The organism is Nostoc spongiaeforme FACHB-130 (genome assembly GCF_014698475.1).
Classification (GTDB): Bacteria; Cyanobacteriota; Cyanobacteriia; order Cyanobacteriales; family Nostocaceae; genus Nostoc_B; species Nostoc_B spongiaeforme.
Window position 1 is genome coordinate 192,924 of record NZ_JACJTB010000001.1, and the last position, 14,709, is coordinate 207,632.

At 42.6% G+C, this 14,709-nt stretch carries 22 protein-coding genes; 12 read left to right on the forward strand and 10 right to left on the reverse strand.

Annotation, left to right across the window (positions count from 1 at the left end):
* Positions 1-7: 7 nt before the first annotated feature.
* The 9 genes from H6G74_RS00820 to H6G74_RS00860 form a co-directional block, all read right to left on the reverse strand.
* A complete protein-coding gene (locus tag H6G74_RS00820) occupies positions 8-577 on the reverse strand; it encodes a hypothetical protein (RefSeq protein WP_190965859.1) in 570 nt (189 codons plus the stop codon).
* 507 nt (positions 578-1,084) lie between these two features.
* Positions 1,085-2,479 carry an IS110 family transposase gene (locus H6G74_RS00825; RefSeq protein ID WP_190965860.1) on the reverse strand — a complete coding sequence of 465 codons (1,395 nt, stop codon included), beginning with the start codon at positions 2,477-2,479 and terminating at the stop codon, positions 1,085-1,087.
* A gap of 304 nt (positions 2,480-2,783) precedes the next feature.
* On the reverse strand, positions 2,784-3,194 hold the full coding sequence (locus tag H6G74_RS00830) for a hypothetical protein (protein ID WP_190965861.1): 411 nt from the start codon (positions 3,192-3,194) through the stop codon (positions 2,784-2,786).
* Positions 3,191-3,529 (reverse strand): hypothetical protein, encoded by a 339-nt coding sequence (locus tag H6G74_RS00835; RefSeq protein ID WP_242051128.1) that lies wholly within the window; start codon positions 3,527-3,529, stop codon positions 3,191-3,193. Before H6G74_RS00835 ends, H6G74_RS00830 begins: the two co-directional genes overlap by 4 nt.
* Before the next feature lie 4 nt (positions 3,530-3,533).
* Complete coding sequence (locus tag H6G74_RS00840; protein ID WP_190965862.1) at positions 3,534-3,848, reverse strand: hypothetical protein; 315 nt, start codon at positions 3,846-3,848, stop codon at positions 3,534-3,536.
* Positions 3,849-3,850: 2 nt separating this feature from the next.
* Positions 3,851-4,135, reverse strand: coding sequence for a hypothetical protein (locus H6G74_RS00845; RefSeq protein ID WP_190965863.1), 285 nt, complete (start codon positions 4,133-4,135; stop codon positions 3,851-3,853).
* Positions 4,132-4,323, reverse strand: coding sequence for a hypothetical protein (locus tag H6G74_RS00850; RefSeq protein ID WP_190872296.1), 192 nt, complete (start codon positions 4,321-4,323; stop codon positions 4,132-4,134). The genes H6G74_RS00845 and H6G74_RS00850 overlap by 4 nt, the downstream gene beginning before the upstream one ends.
* Before the next feature lie 130 nt (positions 4,324-4,453).
* Entirely contained in the window at positions 4,454-4,783 is a 330-nt protein-coding gene (locus H6G74_RS00855) for a hypothetical protein (RefSeq protein WP_190965864.1), read from the reverse strand.
* Between the two features lie 353 nt (positions 4,784-5,136).
* Positions 5,137-5,280, reverse strand: coding sequence for a hypothetical protein (locus H6G74_RS00860; RefSeq protein WP_190872298.1), 144 nt, complete (start codon positions 5,278-5,280; stop codon positions 5,137-5,139).
* 43 nt (positions 5,281-5,323) lie between these two features.
* Between H6G74_RS00860 and H6G74_RS00865 the strand changes: the two genes are divergently transcribed.
* The 3 genes from H6G74_RS00865 to H6G74_RS00875 all read left to right on the forward strand — a co-directional run bounded on the left by H6G74_RS00865 (position 5,324) and on the right by H6G74_RS00875 (position 6,848).
* Entirely contained in the window at positions 5,324-5,590 is a 267-nt protein-coding gene (locus H6G74_RS00865; RefSeq protein WP_190588374.1) for a helix-turn-helix domain-containing protein, read from the forward strand.
* Between the two features lie 231 nt (positions 5,591-5,821).
* Positions 5,822-6,160, forward strand: a complete 339-nt coding sequence (locus H6G74_RS00870) for a hypothetical protein (protein ID WP_190872299.1) — start codon at positions 5,822-5,824, stop codon at positions 6,158-6,160.
* Positions 6,161-6,308: 148 nt separating this feature from the next.
* Positions 6,309-6,848 (forward strand): DUF4102 domain-containing protein, encoded by a 540-nt coding sequence (locus H6G74_RS00875; protein WP_190965865.1) that lies wholly within the window; start codon positions 6,309-6,311, stop codon positions 6,846-6,848.
* Positions 6,849-6,957: 109 nt separating this feature from the next.
* Here the strand turns inward: H6G74_RS00875 and H6G74_RS00880 are convergent, their stop codons facing one another.
* Positions 6,958-7,530 (reverse strand): tyrosine-type recombinase/integrase, encoded by a 573-nt coding sequence (locus tag H6G74_RS00880; RefSeq protein ID WP_190965866.1) that lies wholly within the window; start codon positions 7,528-7,530, stop codon positions 6,958-6,960.
* A gap of 192 nt (positions 7,531-7,722) precedes the next feature.
* Between H6G74_RS00880 and H6G74_RS00885 the strand changes: the two genes are divergently transcribed.
* The 9 genes from H6G74_RS00885 to H6G74_RS00925 are packed head-to-tail and all read left to right on the forward strand — an operon-like array spanning position 7,723 to position 14,680.
* Positions 7,723-8,052 (forward strand): hypothetical protein, encoded by a 330-nt coding sequence (locus tag H6G74_RS00885; protein WP_190965867.1) that lies wholly within the window; start codon positions 7,723-7,725, stop codon positions 8,050-8,052.
* On the forward strand, positions 8,052-8,393 hold the full coding sequence (locus tag H6G74_RS00890; protein ID WP_190965868.1) for a hypothetical protein: 342 nt from the start codon (positions 8,052-8,054) through the stop codon (positions 8,391-8,393). Before H6G74_RS00885 ends, H6G74_RS00890 begins: the two co-directional genes overlap by 1 nt.
* Positions 8,393-10,675 (forward strand): hypothetical protein, encoded by a 2,283-nt coding sequence (locus tag H6G74_RS00895; protein WP_190965869.1) that lies wholly within the window; start codon positions 8,393-8,395, stop codon positions 10,673-10,675. Before H6G74_RS00890 ends, H6G74_RS00895 begins: the two co-directional genes overlap by 1 nt.
* Positions 10,672-11,709, forward strand: coding sequence for a hypothetical protein (locus H6G74_RS00900; protein WP_190965870.1), 1,038 nt, complete (start codon positions 10,672-10,674; stop codon positions 11,707-11,709). Before H6G74_RS00895 ends, H6G74_RS00900 begins: the two co-directional genes overlap by 4 nt.
* Positions 11,710-11,749: 40 nt before the next feature.
* A complete protein-coding gene (locus tag H6G74_RS00905; RefSeq protein ID WP_190872305.1) occupies positions 11,750-12,163 on the forward strand; it encodes a hypothetical protein in 414 nt (137 codons plus the stop codon).
* A complete protein-coding gene (locus H6G74_RS00910; protein ID WP_190965871.1) occupies positions 12,164-12,595 on the forward strand; it encodes a hypothetical protein in 432 nt (143 codons plus the stop codon).
* Complete coding sequence (locus H6G74_RS00915; RefSeq protein WP_190966114.1) at positions 12,585-13,214, forward strand: collagen-like triple helix repeat-containing protein; 630 nt, start codon at positions 12,585-12,587, stop codon at positions 13,212-13,214. The genes H6G74_RS00910 and H6G74_RS00915 overlap by 11 nt, the downstream gene beginning before the upstream one ends.
* A gap of 1 nt (position 13,215) precedes the next feature.
* Positions 13,216-13,425 (forward strand): hypothetical protein, encoded by a 210-nt coding sequence (locus H6G74_RS00920; RefSeq protein WP_190965872.1) that lies wholly within the window; start codon positions 13,216-13,218, stop codon positions 13,423-13,425.
* Between the two features lie 52 nt (positions 13,426-13,477).
* Positions 13,478-14,680: an anion transporter gene (locus H6G74_RS00925; protein ID WP_190965873.1), complete on the forward strand. Its 1,203-nt coding sequence runs from the start codon at positions 13,478-13,480 to the stop codon at positions 14,678-14,680.
* Positions 14,681-14,709: the final 29 nt, after the last annotated feature.

The following is a 14,709-nucleotide window of genomic DNA, read 5'->3' on the forward strand; positions in this document are numbered from 1 at the left end:
GCGATAGTTATTTTTGAATGATTTCTCCAGTATTCAAATTGATCACTAGAGATGATTTTGCTTTATCTAAATTTGCTTCTAAAGGAATAACCACTTTATTATCAATATGCTCTGGTTCGCCAAATAAACAGCGACATTGAAACTTGGTGGTCATAATTGGCAGAAAACCAATTTTTGTATTTACCTTACCATGATAATCACCACATTCTGTTACAGTATCAGGGGGAAAACAAGTCTGTTCATAAAGATAAAAGGTTTTAGAGTAGCCTGGGTATTGAATGATTTGCTTGAACTTAAAATCTACAATGTCCGAAACTGCCCAAATATATAGTATTAGTAAGAATATTCCAATTGATAATAATAAGTAAAGCGTTAGAAAAATCTTGGTTTTAAATATAGGTAAAGGCTGAGACTGGGTTAAAAATAAAATGCCTAATCCTACTGCGAGTAACCAAATTCCGAAAAAAATTAACCCTTGGGCAGATTGCCAACTGGGAATAAAAGGTATGTTGATGAGAGCGATCGCTAAAAATGGAGCTATCAAAATAAATATTAGCAGTGGATTTCGGCGCGTCATAGCTGGATTTTTCCGCCATCATAACCCATTCAAGCAAGCAGTAACTTGGTAGAGACGTAAAGATTGACAACATACCCTGTGTCAGTTTTAATCAAGCAAGTAGCTGGTACTGACAACAGAGCCAAAAATTTTTGGCTGTCTTCCCGGAAAGCAGAGAACTGAAGATGTATCTCATTACATAGCAAATTTACTATATGTAAGCTAAAAACTAAACTCTCATATTGTCTTCCTTAAATCTATCTTTCCTTCTCTCATTGCTGCTCTGGTGATCCTCCAGGGCAGTTTTAATTAGGTGCATCCACTTTCGGCAAATAGCCTTCCAAAAGTGGATGCTCCCTTTTAATTTGATTGGTAGACGGTTAAATCTCTAATGAGATTATCTGGCTTTTGTAAGTATGACTGCGATCGCCTCTTCTGGTTTAGCTTTATCCTGGTTCTGGATGCTAGAACTTCACTTTAGATTGAGAACTGATAAATTTTAAACTCCCCTAACGGGGAGTAGTAGGTTTATGATACAGTCTGTACTGCTTTCTTCAACTCCTTGAACATCAGCCGGAGACCGTAGGCAGCAGTTTGTGAGATGACTAAATTACCAAAACCTTTTTTAACCTCACGCTGTTTCACACTGGGGGCAATGTCACCAACTGCCATTGATGTAGTTAGACTCATCTGCATAGTTTGAAGTGTGAGGTTAAGTGTAGCTTCCATCTGTGGCTGCAACTCCTTTGAGACCATAGGAAGTAGGTTTAACTTCAGCGATCGCTGAAATTCTTTGAGTGCCTGTTGCTGAAGTCGAGCCACAGCTTTTGTTTTCCACAGTTCAGGATTATCCTGGAATTGAGCTTTACGCTGATCGTAAAATTCCCCCAATTTCTGGCCAAACTCATTTTTTGGTCTAGCTTGTTCAGGGGCGATAATGTCGAGTACCCAGAGGTAAAGCTGAGAACGACACAATTTAGAACCGGCTCCCGTGTTCATGGTTTCCTTATCACCCGAACTATTTTCATCTTTGGCCATACCCAGCCGACGCTTGAACCTGCCAAGAGAATCAAACTTTGTAACTGGGTAAATTTGGCTGATGAGTAAAGCTTGTGGTCTAACACCAATACCAAACATCGTCATAACTTGACGGTAGGGGATAAATTCACTACTGTTGAGAATTTCTAAAATCTCGTGTTGAATTTCTACTTCCCAGTCTCGTAGGTCACACACCATACCAGCTAATTTTCTGGTAAAAGTAGTAATTCCCACGCCATATTTTTTAGCAATGGATTTCTCATACAGTTTGTCATAGTAACTACTTCCTCGCTTGAGGGTACGCTCACGAAGAGCAAGCCAAGCCCAAAGGGGAAGCGCACCATCTGAAGCAGGTTGACTTTTACTAAGTGCAGCTTCAGGAAATTCCCTGGCTAACTGTTGCCTAGCACGGTTGATGACTGGTGATTGAATCTTATTTAAAGATTGCAGCTGCAACCACAAATGGCGCATTTGTGCCACTTTACCCGCTTCAAATTGCAGGAAAAAATCATCATCATCCCAGTGAAGTAATGCGTAGGCGGCAAGTGCTAGAGCATCAGCTTGGTCATTTTTATCTGGGAGTTTATTTTGTTTACGGTAGTGTGTTGCTTCCGCGTGACCGACCCACAAAACCTTAATCCCTTCAGCTTCACAAATGTGTGACCAAATCCAAGAGTAATGAACTCCAGTAGGTTCCATGACAACAGCATCGGGCTTTAGAGCTAATAATTTATTGACCCCATCAGCGTTAGCTTTAAATGTTAAAGGGTCATCATCTTTCGGACGTTTATTATCTCGAAAGTAGCTTCTAAAGTTTTTGGAAATTGATGTTAATTCCCAAGCAACTACGCTGTTTTTACACACGTCTAAACCAACTATTTTCATTTGTCAAGGTTCTGTTGTACGGGTATTTATTTGCAGCAAAAACTGTGCTAAAATGAGTCACGAATCACCCAAATTAGTGTTAACAATTCACTTTTAAACTCAACACAGTCGGAAATAATTAGCAGCAGTGGATTCATGAAGTTTTGAAACCTTTAAGGTCATTTCAATCTAAAAATCCGTGCTGCTGCTGTTATTTCCCTCTACTTAAAAAGTAGAGGCGGATGAGTTTGCGCGACTCGTCCGCGACTCCCCAATATTGGGGAGTTTCGGCTGTTAGTCAGACAGCCATCATCAGGCGGAATAATTACATATCATCATCGTCATCATCGTCATAAATATCGCTATCTTCGTAATCTTGTTCCGTCACAACTTCAGATTCGACTGTGACAGCAGTAAGTAAATTTCTGAATTGAGGCATAGAAGGTGCTTGAGGATTTAAACTTTGCGCTTTTAAAAACTCGGCGGTAGCATCCCATTCTTGGCGCAAGGTATTTAATTTGCTCTCTAACTGAGCGCATTCTCGATAAATTTTGTTTCTCTCATCGTAAATTTCATCAGCTTTTCTACCAACAATCTTTTTAGCTCTTTCTCTCAAATTACTAACAATTTCTTCGATAGATTCTTCATTGTCTAGCTCAACAGAAAAACCTATTCTTTCATTGCTATAACTTCCAATTGAAATTAGAAAGTGTGCATGAAGTGTTTTAATTTTCATTGTGTCCTCCGGTTTTTAGCGCGGTAATTACAACGTTGTTCTAATAGTCCTGTGGCATCTTCCCAGCTTTGAATGAGAGCGACTGCATCCTCACCGTGAAATGTTTGATGATCACCGTTCTGCCATGTCACTGCTGCAACACGGGTAGGCATATCCTCAAACTGAATTTGGCGAATTTGGGCAAGGTTAATCCAACCAGCAGCAGGCAATTTACAGCTAAACACTGATGGGGTATTGACTATGGTGTACATTTTGGTAATCTGACAATGGTACAAATTTTGCGATCGCAGTATTGCCCATAAGCGAGGGGAGGTGCGATCGCATTCAAATTTCACCTAGTTAAAAGGGATTATTGGCAGGCCCCAAATCCTGAGCTTCGGTTACAGGCGGTTGTATTACAGATTGGATGGTTTGTGATTTGTAGCTTTCGTATTCCTGTTTGAGTTGGCGGAACTCCTGTTTGAGTTGCCTCAGTTCTGCCTCTGCCTGCTCATGTGCTTGTTCGCGGATTTTGCGCTCGACCGTTTCCATAACACGCGAGATTGACTCATCTACGTCATCACCCTCGCTCAGTTCGGCGAACAGTGCTAATTTTTTGTTTTCGTAGTTACCCAGGTTGAGAACCCGTTCATAATTAATGCTTTTGATTTCCATCTTTAAAAAACCCTTAAAACACTTTTATCGTCAACAATTGCGGCAAGAATTTTGTTTTCTGGAGTATCTCGGTCATGAACATATATGTGAGATACTTCCGCACCCGTAACTAACAATTTCTTGGCCTGTACCTCAGCAGCTTGGCGAAGATATTCTAAACAAGACTCTTCATCACTTCCTGTTAAACGGTTGATTTCTTGGACAGCCAAACCTAATGCTAGGGTGTGCAACAGGTAATCACTTTTGTCCATTAAAAAGTAAGCTTTATCTTCGAGTGTGATTGTCATTCAAACACCACCTTTACTTGTGGATATAAACGCCGCAAAATGACGGCATATTCCTCGGCATCTGTGCGACTGCGATATGACTCAACCAGATGCCATTTCCCATGATCATCAAGACGGTAAACTTTCCACGGTGAAAGTGACCGCTTGTAAGTAGATGTTTGTGATACTTGCGGTTTTTTGCTTTGCATATATGGACGTGATGAAGTAACACGGCGCTAAACTTTGCGCCGTGAGGAAAACCTATATTTTTCGGGCGACACAGGTAATGTCGCTTGTGAAAACAACCAAGATTTGTAATTTAAGTATAGTGATTGTCGTCTAAATTACCTCCAACGAAAGGGCATGACTGTATCGGCGCAAGTGTGAAGTGCAGCGCCGGGTGTAGGGTGTAGGGTTACAAATCAGCGCGGGGTGCAATTGAGGGATTAGGTAATCTGCGCCGAGGTTTAACTTTGACAACGGGTGTTGTCTGGTGATGGCGCTTAAATTCACGTAGCATACTCCGCGCCAAACGTGGACGTGTGGCGAAAGCATCTGGTGTACAGAGTCGAGTAAGTTGGTTAACGTCTCAACTTGCTGTTGCAGTTGGCTGACTTGTTTTTCTAGCTGTCGAATGCGTTTTTTTCGAGTTACATATTTTTCCTTCATAAAAAAGTGCGATCGGTCGCCAAGGTTGCGCGTGTGTATAAAAAACTGCTATCCATAACTAACTACACAGTAGTCAGCAATTTCATGTCGTGCATCTGCGCGTAAGCCACTACCCCACGCCAAGCCTCTAGGGGATTTTCACCCAGGTCTTACTTCCACACCACCCCATGTCTCCATGTCGCCACTTTTAGCCTTGGTGTATATGGAATGCCCTACTAAGGTCGGTTACAGACTGCGGCCGCAGTACAGTTGCACGTCACCAGATTTTTTACAATCCGCGACTATATTGAGACAAATCTCAAGTGTTCACTTATCACTCAGCACTAGGGACTACTGGTAGCCTGAATCACCCTTCATCGGTTTTCAACGGCTATGACATCAAGTGTTACTTCCCGATTCTGCTGTGTCTGTCTTGGTGAGACACTTGTGAAACCAGCCAAAATAACTGTTTCTCCACCGAAGCAAATATCGGCTGGTCTTTTTTTATCGTTCAACATGAATGATACGTCCTGTCATGACTACTGTCAAGACGTTTCATTCATGAACTTTACGTCTATGATAGAAGATAACCAACAAGAACAGGAAAAGTCTCCCTTGAGGCTATTAAGAGAAGAAGCAGGACTAACACGTCCCCAAGTTAAGCAAATAATAGGCGTTTCAGAGAGGCGACAAGCTGACTGGGAATCTGGAAAAGCTATGCCAAGTGCTGAAAACATCGCGTCACTCTGCCGATTGTACAAAGTGTCTTTAAAGACTATGTTCAAATCGCTAGGGATTGATGTGTCTGGTATACCTAATGACGAATAGCTGACGAGAAACACGCCACAGTAACAGCTGTGGCGGCCATAAATACCTAACCCAATTATGACGAAATTGGATGAATAAGGAGCATCCTATTAGATGAACGTAAATAGCAAAGTATAACTAACTACTGGGTAATCTAAATTTGTACTTATCGTTTTCACTCAGAAAATGAAAAATCTTATCAGGCTATCAGTTGTTGTTGGATTTGCACTATTACAGAGCTGCACTCCCTCAGTGAAATCAAGTCCGATTGCATCAGAACCAGTTGTAAATTCTCCCAGTGGTTCAGACAAGTATGAAGTTCAGTGGAGTGGAACTAGTGGAAAGGAATTATTTGCTGGTTATTCGATTCTTTCGTTAGACCCACCAGGTACACCGATGAAAGTAGAAAGCATCAAAGGAAAACTACCCCACAAGGTCAACTTTTCGGCTCCTAAAAATGCCATAGTCTCAGCATCTGGTAACACATTTCCCCACACAGCAGTAGAAATCAAAATTTATAAAAATGGCTCAGAGTGCGGAAAGGTGGGGGCTGTTGGGAGTGGGGTAGGAGCAAACAAAGTTTGTCAATAATCCAAGCCCCACAAGTTAACCCAACTTAGTTATAGCTTGCGACCTGTGACACTGCGATCGCACTTTCTCAAATGAGGAGCGATCGCAGTTACTTATGACAAAAGACTAAAAGCCGCACCAGATGGGCGGCCGCTCTACTAATTGAATTATGCCAGTAAACACAAAATCAGAAAACGGACGGTGCAACACTGGTCAGTTAACACTTTTTGACTTAGAAAAATACACCAACTACGACCCGCGCCAGGAGCCACCAGACCCAGAGCATTACCAAACACCGGAAGCATACGAACATGCGTGGCAGCAGTGGGAAAAACAATATCCTGATTTGGTGAAGTATGTCGTTGCCATGTCTCCGTGTAAAAGTGTTGGGGGGCAAGAAACAGCCGACACATCATTACCCCCTAGCACCACCAATAACCGCGTAGCAATAACTACTAAAAAAAATGCCCCCCAACACGAGACGACACACTGGGTAGAAAAATACTGGGTAGAGCGTAGCAGCCGTAAATACTGGTATTGGCGCTATTGCTGGATGACAGGACGAAAAATTCACCGCCGTTACATTGGCTCTATCACTTCGCCCAAAGCACGCGATCGCAAACAGTCCATCGAGGCGGCGATCAATTTTGGACGATCGCCAAAAGAGATTGAGAATTTAATACACTCCTGGCGCAATCATCGGAGCTAAACATCGGAGCCATGAAAAATGCGATCGCCCAGCATACCAGGAGAGCGATCGCCAAAAAAATGAATATTCAGCTTGATTGTAGTGGATGAAAAATGCGATCGCAAAATAGTCAATAATTGGCGATCGCCAATTCTAAATCAGCCTCATCAACATCAATGTATTTTTCCAAACTGGATATTGTTCTATGGCCAGAAAATTTCTGAATCATACTTAAAGCCCAACCACGGCGAGCCATCTGAGTTAAGATAGTCCTCCGTGGCGAATGTGTAGAATAGCCACACTCAGTTAGTTTTGCCTTCTTCAGAGCGCGGCGAAACGCATCATCAAAGCTTTGTAGCTGCAAATGCTGCCCCTCACTACCCGAAAATAAGTAACCTGAGATATCAGGCTGGTTAATTTTCCAATAATTAATCAGCAACTCGCGTAAGTTTTTGTGAATTGGCACTTGTCGAGTTTGGTGAGTTTTAGTCTGTGACGCTCGGTAAGTCAGTCGTCTTAACGGTTTTCCATCAGGCGAATAAACATCACTAGTCATCAAGCTGCACACTTCCCCAGCACGGCCAGCCGTCCAGTATGCAACTCGTAGAATCATCTTATGATTTTCTCCCGGCATAGCCGCCAGAATAGATTCAAAATCCTTATCAGAAAAAATAGCAGCTTGTCCGTGCCGATTGACCTTCATCTACAAGTTTATATTTCCATTGATTGAAAATAGGTATATTCAAATATTTACCAACAGTAAATATTTCATCAATTGTATATATAGCAATACTTACAGGTAATCAGTAAATCTACATCTTTTACCTAAAAGATGTAGATTTACGATTTTTTATATTCTGGTTAGAACGGATTTATTTACTAATCAAAAATCCGTATGGCAGAACCAACACTACAAGAAGTATTCGGTGCAAACGCAATACAAGACGCAAATACAATCACCATTTACAAATCTGACTTACCAGGATTGACACCACAAGAAAACAACACGGCGGAAAGTTTGCTAACAGGAATAAATGTAAAAGCAAAGCAAGCACTAACACAAAGTAACTTTGATGAAAACTTAGACCAATCAGTTTTCATTGAAAGAGGATTCTCAAATTTTACATTTCGAGGCTCAAACCAGGATTCTTACCGAGTTGACGTTTTAACAATTAACCTTGCTAAACCTGACGACAGCGACGAAATCGACCCAGATAACTATTAATGGCAAGCTGGGAAATCAGAGTAGACATACCCTACTCATATAACGGTAGTCCCACCATACCTTACAGCTATTACCCGGTTGGTTGTTTTCGCGGTGGCTACGATTACTACCTCAATGGCGGCGATTTCATTCTGACTCATGCTGATGGTGAGACAAGACTAGGCGGCGGTTGGCTTGGTGGCTATGCAATACAAAGCTTTAACGTTGTTAATCTTGCCCCATGTTGTCCTGAAGGTTGGATGCGGTGCAAAAACGCCAATGGTACATACTGCTGTCTTCCCTGTGATGAAATTAAAAATTCAATTGCAAGCATCACAGCAAATTTAAGGAACGTTAAATAATGAGTGATTGCTGTTCTGAGATTAAGAGCGAATTGGCCGCTTTACGCGCGGAAGTTGCCAGAATAGCCAATTTAAAATCTAACCCTGTTGATGAATACGCTCGTAGATTAGCCAAGGAAGCACTAAAAACTGCATATCAAGCGGATTCTAGAGCGTATCAAGCATTAGCAGGAGTAGAGGATGTACGCGCCGAGATCAAAGAACTCAAAGCAATTTTGGTAGCTGTGGCGGCGGCGGCAGCATTAGCGGCGGCAGCAATGGCGGCGGCTGGTGCTGCTGCTAGTGCGGCGGCTGGTGCGGTAGCTAAAGCCAGCGAAGCTCTAGGTAAGATAGCTGGTTTACTTGATAAAATCAGTACCATTCTTGAGTTGATAGATTCGTTACTGTTTTTGAAGCATTTAGTCCAGCAAATTCAGCAGGGGCAATTATCACTCGAAGATACTGTTAATGCTTTGCAACTTGGCGTAAATGCCCTGCGTGGTCAAGTTGGTCGCGGTGGAACACCCGGACGAGATGGCAGACCAGGACGTGACGGACGAGACGGACAACCAGGACGACCGGGACGAGATGGACGTAACGGCGTTGACGGACGACTAGGACGTGACGGACAGCGTGGACTTCCTGGTAGTGACGGTAGACGCGGACTGCCCGGACGTGACGGACAGCGTGGACTTCCTGGTAGTAACGGTAGACCAGGACTACCCGGACATGATGGACAGCGCGGACTTCCTGGTAGTGACGGTAGACCAGGACTACCCGGACGTGATGGGCGGAATGGCGTTGATGGTCGTCCTGGTCGTGATGGTGTTAATGGACGTGACGGACGAAATGGCGTTGACGGTCGTAACGGCGTTGATGGTCGTCCTGGTCGTGATGGTGTTAACGGACGTGACGGACGGAATGGCGTTGATGGTCGTAACGGTCAAGACGGTCAAGTTACAACCATCACATTAGAACGAGTCAAAGTCGAAAACAAATTTGAATATATTTACCGTCCCGCACCAGCACCAATTGTCATTCACGGTCGAAATGGTCAAAATGGTTTAGCTGGTCGTCCTGGGCGGGACGGTCGAGACGGGCGAGACGGTCGTAACGGCGTTGATGCAGTCTTAAAACCTTACCCTATACCGCGAAACGGTGTTGATGGTCGTCCTGGGCGAGACGGGCGTAACGGTTTAGATGGTCGTCCCGGTTTACGAGGTTTACCCGGAACTAACGGACGTAACGGCACAGATGGCAGAAATGGGCTAAACGGTCGCAACGGTACAGATGGTAGAAATGGCGTTGACGGTAGAACCGGGTTAAACGGTCGCAACGGTACAGATGGCAGAAATGGGTTAAATGGTCGCAACGGCACAGATGGTAGAAACGGCGTTGACGGTAGAACTGGGTTAAACGGTCGTAACGGCGTTGACGGCAGAAATGGGCTAAATGGTCGTCACGGTACAGATGGCAGAAATGGCGTTGACGGTAGAAATGGGTTAAATGGTCGCAACGGCACAGATGGTAGAAACGGCGTTGACGGTAAAAACGGCTACGGGGTGAATGGGCGTGACGGTGTAGACGGTCGCAATGGTTTAAACGGGCGTGATGGTGTAGACGGAAAAGATGGTAAGCCAGGAGAGGATGCAGATGTGAAGTTTGTAAGTATTCAGGTTCCTACTTGCGTATGTGAACAACAGCCGGATGGCAGTTGGAAACCAAAACGAGTTAATACCACTGTGACAGCGATCGCAAATAAATCTGGAACTGCCAATAACTCAAAAACCATAATTTCGGAACATGAAGAGTTATGCAAAGCGAATGAAGAACTTTGTTTAGCGAAAAATAAAGAATTTGAAGCTTTTCTCTCAGTACCAGATCACTGGCCGACTCGTAGCGGCCAAAAACCACAATTAGCCATCCAGTATGCTGAAAATAAAGGTAACGGCAAGATTGGCAGAACAAGGTGGACATTATTATTACCACACTACCGCTACGGTCAAACGCATGATCCGAAATTCCCAGACTACGAAAAAGGTTCTTTTTTAGGTGTACAAGAATTAAATGATAATTCTAAAATTACTGTTTGGTGTAAGTCTAAACAAGAGTGTTTAAGAGTTATTGGTATTCTTAAGCAATACGTTGAGCCAAAATTTTTAGAAAATATCAACCCGCCAACAGTAACAGATTCAAATGCTAGTAGAAAAGAATCTTCCGTGACTCCAACATTAATGCAATTTTTCCCCAATGGTCAAAAAGATGATGCTCCAGAATGGTCTAAAAAGCTGAGGAAGAAATGAATAATGTTTTAGAATTTGATTCTGTTTTTATGATTAATGGCAGATTAGCAATTAAATTACAAACTCTTGCTAAACTGCTAAAATACTCTGATGTTTATCTATTACAGCTAGTTAAAAGCCTAGCAAAAAAAGGAATCAAGATAGGGTTTAAATGGAAACGTAATTGGTACATATTTTTACCAAAAACTCCTATCAACAAGCTGATTCAAAACAAGAATAATGTCAATATTAATGGTGGAGATAGTAGAGGTAGTGCAACTACGCCATCAGGAAACATAATCAATGACGATTGGAATAATGCTATTGATGAATTACCTAGTGGAATTACTGACACTTTACAAAAAACAAATTTTTCAATTAGCACGATTAATAATCAGCTTGTTATTTCAACTGGATTTATTAACTTACTTTCTTCGACCGTAGACCCAAAGAAAGTATCTCTACAGTTTCCCTTGTCTCAAGCCAGTTTCAAGGCTACGACTGACTATAAGTACGGCTATTACATTTATTACCGTGAGGATAGAATGTCTACTTTTGATCCAGGCGATGCAGGAACTTTAAAATCTACCCAATTACCAGCAGCTTTATTTGAAATCTGTAGAGCTTTAGACGCTGCTGAGAATACCCGCAATGGTGCTAACCCAGGGCTGACACCACGCCGAAATATCTCTACAACTGTTAGCTTTGACACTGGTACAATTGCCGTCGCTGCAACCATTCCAGTTACACCTAGTATTGGTGCTGGTGGATTAATCCAATTGACTGCTAGTGATTACCTTGGCGCACCTTACAGCGATTTTGCTAACGGCGGTGGTGATTTAGCTTCTGATACTTTGCCTGAAGCATTGTTAGAAATGGCTAATCTACTTGCAGCAGCAGAAAAAGCTGTTACACCTGCCGAGAACCAGCCAAATAATGTACAGGTGCAGTTTGATCTAGAAACTGGCTCTGCTACCATTAGCGCCAATATGCCTTTTACCACTGCGGCTGCAACTAATGGTGATGTTACTGTTCATGCCATTGATTATCTCTAATTCATGAATATCCACAATTTATTCATAGGTAGGTAATTAAATGGCTGGTAAATTAGGCCCTAGAGCTACAGTTTTATTCAAATCTGGCAGTGGTCAAGGTAAAGGCGCAAAGTCTCAATATGTTTATATGTTGAGGTCTGTTGCTGAAAAGTTAGGATTGAAAATCGTACCTGATGCTACCGTGACTCGTAAAGCACCAGCAAGCAGTAAAGGGAAAAAAGAAATTAAAGTTTCTGTCAGGGGTAGTTTTGGTGCAAAGCGGATTAAAGTACCTTTACCTGGCACTCAAAGTAATACTGCTACGAGAAAGGGTGTGAAAGTCAAGTATCTTTCTGTTCCCGTTCCGGCTGATGCCACAATTGCGGACATTAAAAAGTTTCTGCAAGGTGCTAGTAAGAAACCCCAAAGTTTTGTTAGTCCCAATGGACGCACTTATTCACTCTCTACTAAGTAGATGAATAATGAATTTCAACTAGTATTTAAAAATCAGTATAGATTTGATTTGAAAATAGTTGAGTCTGTACTGATTCCTTATTTGTTTGAAGGGCAAGAGCAACTAATAATCAATGTTGACGCTAACCCGTCAAGAAAATATAGAACTAGTGGAAGAGTTGAGCAAATCTTTATTGATTTAGGTTCTACGGTTGGTGTTGGTGAATTACTAAAACTTGGGTCACAGGTAGTCACATTCTCCAATAATTTAGGCAGGTTTAAACTGAAATTTTACCCAAATAGATATATTGGAAACACTACCTTGAGCATCAAAAGAAATACTACTTTTTCACTCAGTAATCAAGATTTATCATCGGTTGTTAATGCCATAAATACGGTACAAACCTCTGTTGATTACTTAAATGAATTAATCGGTGGTGATGATGCCAATTAACATTAATGATGATGAATTTCCTGCTGCCAATGATGACACTTTGAATTTAGTGCAAATAGTCAAAAGTCTTGTCTATTTGGTTAAGAGAATTACTGGTAAAAGTTCATGGAAATATGAGCCGGATTTAACCTTAGATGCTCTCAATTCAGCTTTCCTTGATGGCACTTTGAAGGGTGAGAAAGGGGACAAGGGCGACACTGGTGAGCAAGGCCCTCAAGGTATCCAGGGTGAGAAAGGGGACAAGGGTGATCCTGGTTCAAACGCTAACGTTACTCCTGGCGCGTGGCAAACGCCGACACTACAAAATAGTTGGCAACAAACAACCGAAACGCTGAAATATAGGTTACTAGCTGATGGACGGCTTGAGCTTAGAGGCTCGGTATCTCGTTCGTCGGCTCCATCTACCCCAAGCACCATATTTACTTTACCCGTCGGCTATCGCCCTGCTTATACCGTACGTGTGGAATGCCCAGTGCTAACCAACAATGCCAATACTGCGGCAAGAGTCGCTATCGATAGCAGTAGCGGCGCGGTATCTTTAGCAGGGCTTCACGCATCCACTCCGGCTTATACCAGTATTACTTTTATATCTTTGTGTTTTGCTTGTGCATTAGATTGATATGACTACAGAACGAATTGGGATGTTGGTAACTATTGTGACCGTAGTTACCCAAACAGGATTATATTTACTTAGTGGGGGTTTTTCTGCTGGTGGTAAGCTCACCAAAATCGAATCTGAGATGAGAATGATCCGCCAAGAACTCAAGGCTGCTAATCAGATGCAGGATTACCGCATTAATAAATTGGAAGAGCAAACACCAACTAAATAACCCTCTGGGGATTCAATCTACATCTCTGTTAGCTAGGGCGGGAAAGTAGGTAATGGTAGTTCTACGATACTTGGTAATTTTACTGACTTATATTGGTCTAGGACTGGGCTATTTACCTGGACTACGGATGAATCGTGCCACAATCGCCCTTGTGGGCGCGGCTTTTTTAATGGCACTGGGATTACTGGATTTATCTGCGGCGTGGAGTGCTATTGACTACAAAACCCTTGTCTTTTTGTTTGGGATGATGATTATTAGTGCTAATCTGGCGGCTTCTGGTTTTTTCCAGTTGGCTGTTGATTACACTATCCGTTATGTCCACAGTCCATTTGGGTTATTGATAGTCTTAACTTTTGGCAGTGGCTTTCTCTCAGCACTGTTTCTCAATGATACGATCGCCCTTATCCTCACGCCTTTGGTAGTTGGTATCACTCAGTTACTCAGTCTCAACCCTGTTCCCTATTTGTTGGCGTTGGCTGGTGCAACTAATCTGGGTTCTGTTGCTACCCTGAGTGGTAATCCACAGAATATTTTAATTGGTTCGTTTTCGGGGATTAGTTATCTAGACTTTGCCAAGGCTTTGACACCACTAGCTTTAATCGGTTTGGTAATTCAGGTAGGTTGGTTATGGTGGTTATATCCAGAGGTGCGATCGCTGCGTCCTTATCTAAAAGTCGAACTACCACGCTATCGCACCTTCAAGCCTTTGTTAGCCAAGAGTTTATTAATTACTACTGGGTTGTTGATAGCTTTTTTGCTGGGAATTCCCACGGCGGAAGCTACCTTGATAGCGGCTGGATTATTACTCGTCACACGCCGGATCAAACCAGCGCGAATTTTGCAAAAAGTTGACTGGGATTTGCTCTTGATGTTTTGTGGGTTGTTTATCCTGACTGAAGGTGTCCAAAAATTGGGGGCGCTGGAATGGTTTTCCCCTTTCGTTCATACTCCCTGGAGTATTTTGGGAGTCACGGTGTTGTTATCGAATTTAGTATCTAATGTCCCGGCGGTACTGTTACTACATCACCTCATTCCCCACCCTGACAAGCAAACTTGGCTACTACTAGCTGCGGCTTCCACACTGGCAGGAAATTTAACGCTGTTGGGTTCTGTTGCCAATTTGATTGTAGCGGAGGCAGTTGCTAAAAAAGGATATCGGCTGACATTTGGCGAACATTTGCGATTTGGGCTACCGCTAACTGTTGTAACTCTGGCGCTTACTTATTTTTGGATTTTTAAACTCAGAGTTTGGTGAATTTATTATGTATCCCAAACCCTTACACC

Bases quoted from the DNA above. Each gene is read 5' to 3' on its own strand.
- H6G74_RS00925 (WP_190965873.1), top strand. From the start codon at position 13,478: ATGGTAGTTCTACGATACTTGGTAATTTTACTGACTTATATTGGTCTA.
- H6G74_RS00910 (WP_190965871.1), top strand. From the start codon at position 12,164: ATGAATAATGAATTTCAACTAGTATTTAAAAATCAGTATAGATTTGAT.
- H6G74_RS00840 (WP_190965862.1), bottom strand. From the start codon at position 3,848: ATGGAAATCAAAAGCATTAATTATGAACGGGTTCTCAACCTGGGTAAC.
- H6G74_RS00880 (WP_190965866.1), bottom strand. From the start codon at position 7,530: ATGAAGGTCAATCGGCACGGACAAGCTGCTATTTTTTCTGATAAGGAT.
- H6G74_RS00860 (WP_190872298.1), bottom strand. From the start codon at position 5,280: ATGTTGAACGATAAAAAAAGACCAGCCGATATTTGCTTCGGTGGAGAA.
- H6G74_RS00875 (WP_190965865.1), top strand. From the start codon at position 6,309: ATGCCAGTAAACACAAAATCAGAAAACGGACGGTGCAACACTGGTCAG.
- H6G74_RS00825 (WP_190965860.1), bottom strand. From the start codon at position 2,479: ATGAAAATAGTTGGTTTAGACGTGTGTAAAAACAGCGTAGTTGCTTGG.
- H6G74_RS00895 (WP_190965869.1), top strand. From the start codon at position 8,393: ATGAGTGATTGCTGTTCTGAGATTAAGAGCGAATTGGCCGCTTTACGC.
- H6G74_RS00855 (WP_190965864.1), bottom strand. From the start codon at position 4,783: ATGAAGGAAAAATATGTAACTCGAAAAAAACGCATTCGACAGCTAGAA.
- H6G74_RS00850 (WP_190872296.1), bottom strand. From the start codon at position 4,323: ATGCAAAGCAAAAAACCGCAAGTATCACAAACATCTACTTACAAGCGG.
- H6G74_RS00820 (WP_190965859.1), bottom strand. From the start codon at position 577: ATGACGCGCCGAAATCCACTGCTAATATTTATTTTGATAGCTCCATTT.
- H6G74_RS00865 (WP_190588374.1), top strand. From the start codon at position 5,324: ATGAACTTTACGTCTATGATAGAAGATAACCAACAAGAACAGGAAAAG.
- H6G74_RS00830 (WP_190965861.1), bottom strand. From the start codon at position 3,194: ATGAAAATTAAAACACTTCATGCACACTTTCTAATTTCAATTGGAAGT.
- H6G74_RS00890 (WP_190965868.1), top strand. From the start codon at position 8,052: ATGGCAAGCTGGGAAATCAGAGTAGACATACCCTACTCATATAACGGT.
- H6G74_RS00915 (WP_190966114.1), top strand. From the start codon at position 12,585: ATGCCAATTAACATTAATGATGATGAATTTCCTGCTGCCAATGATGAC.
- H6G74_RS00905 (WP_190872305.1), top strand. From the start codon at position 11,750: ATGGCTGGTAAATTAGGCCCTAGAGCTACAGTTTTATTCAAATCTGGC.
- H6G74_RS00885 (WP_190965867.1), top strand. From the start codon at position 7,723: ATGGCAGAACCAACACTACAAGAAGTATTCGGTGCAAACGCAATACAA.
- H6G74_RS00900 (WP_190965870.1), top strand. From the start codon at position 10,672: ATGAATAATGTTTTAGAATTTGATTCTGTTTTTATGATTAATGGCAGA.
- H6G74_RS00920 (WP_190965872.1), top strand. From the start codon at position 13,216: ATGACTACAGAACGAATTGGGATGTTGGTAACTATTGTGACCGTAGTT.
- H6G74_RS00845 (WP_190965863.1), bottom strand. From the start codon at position 4,135: ATGACAATCACACTCGAAGATAAAGCTTACTTTTTAATGGACAAAAGT.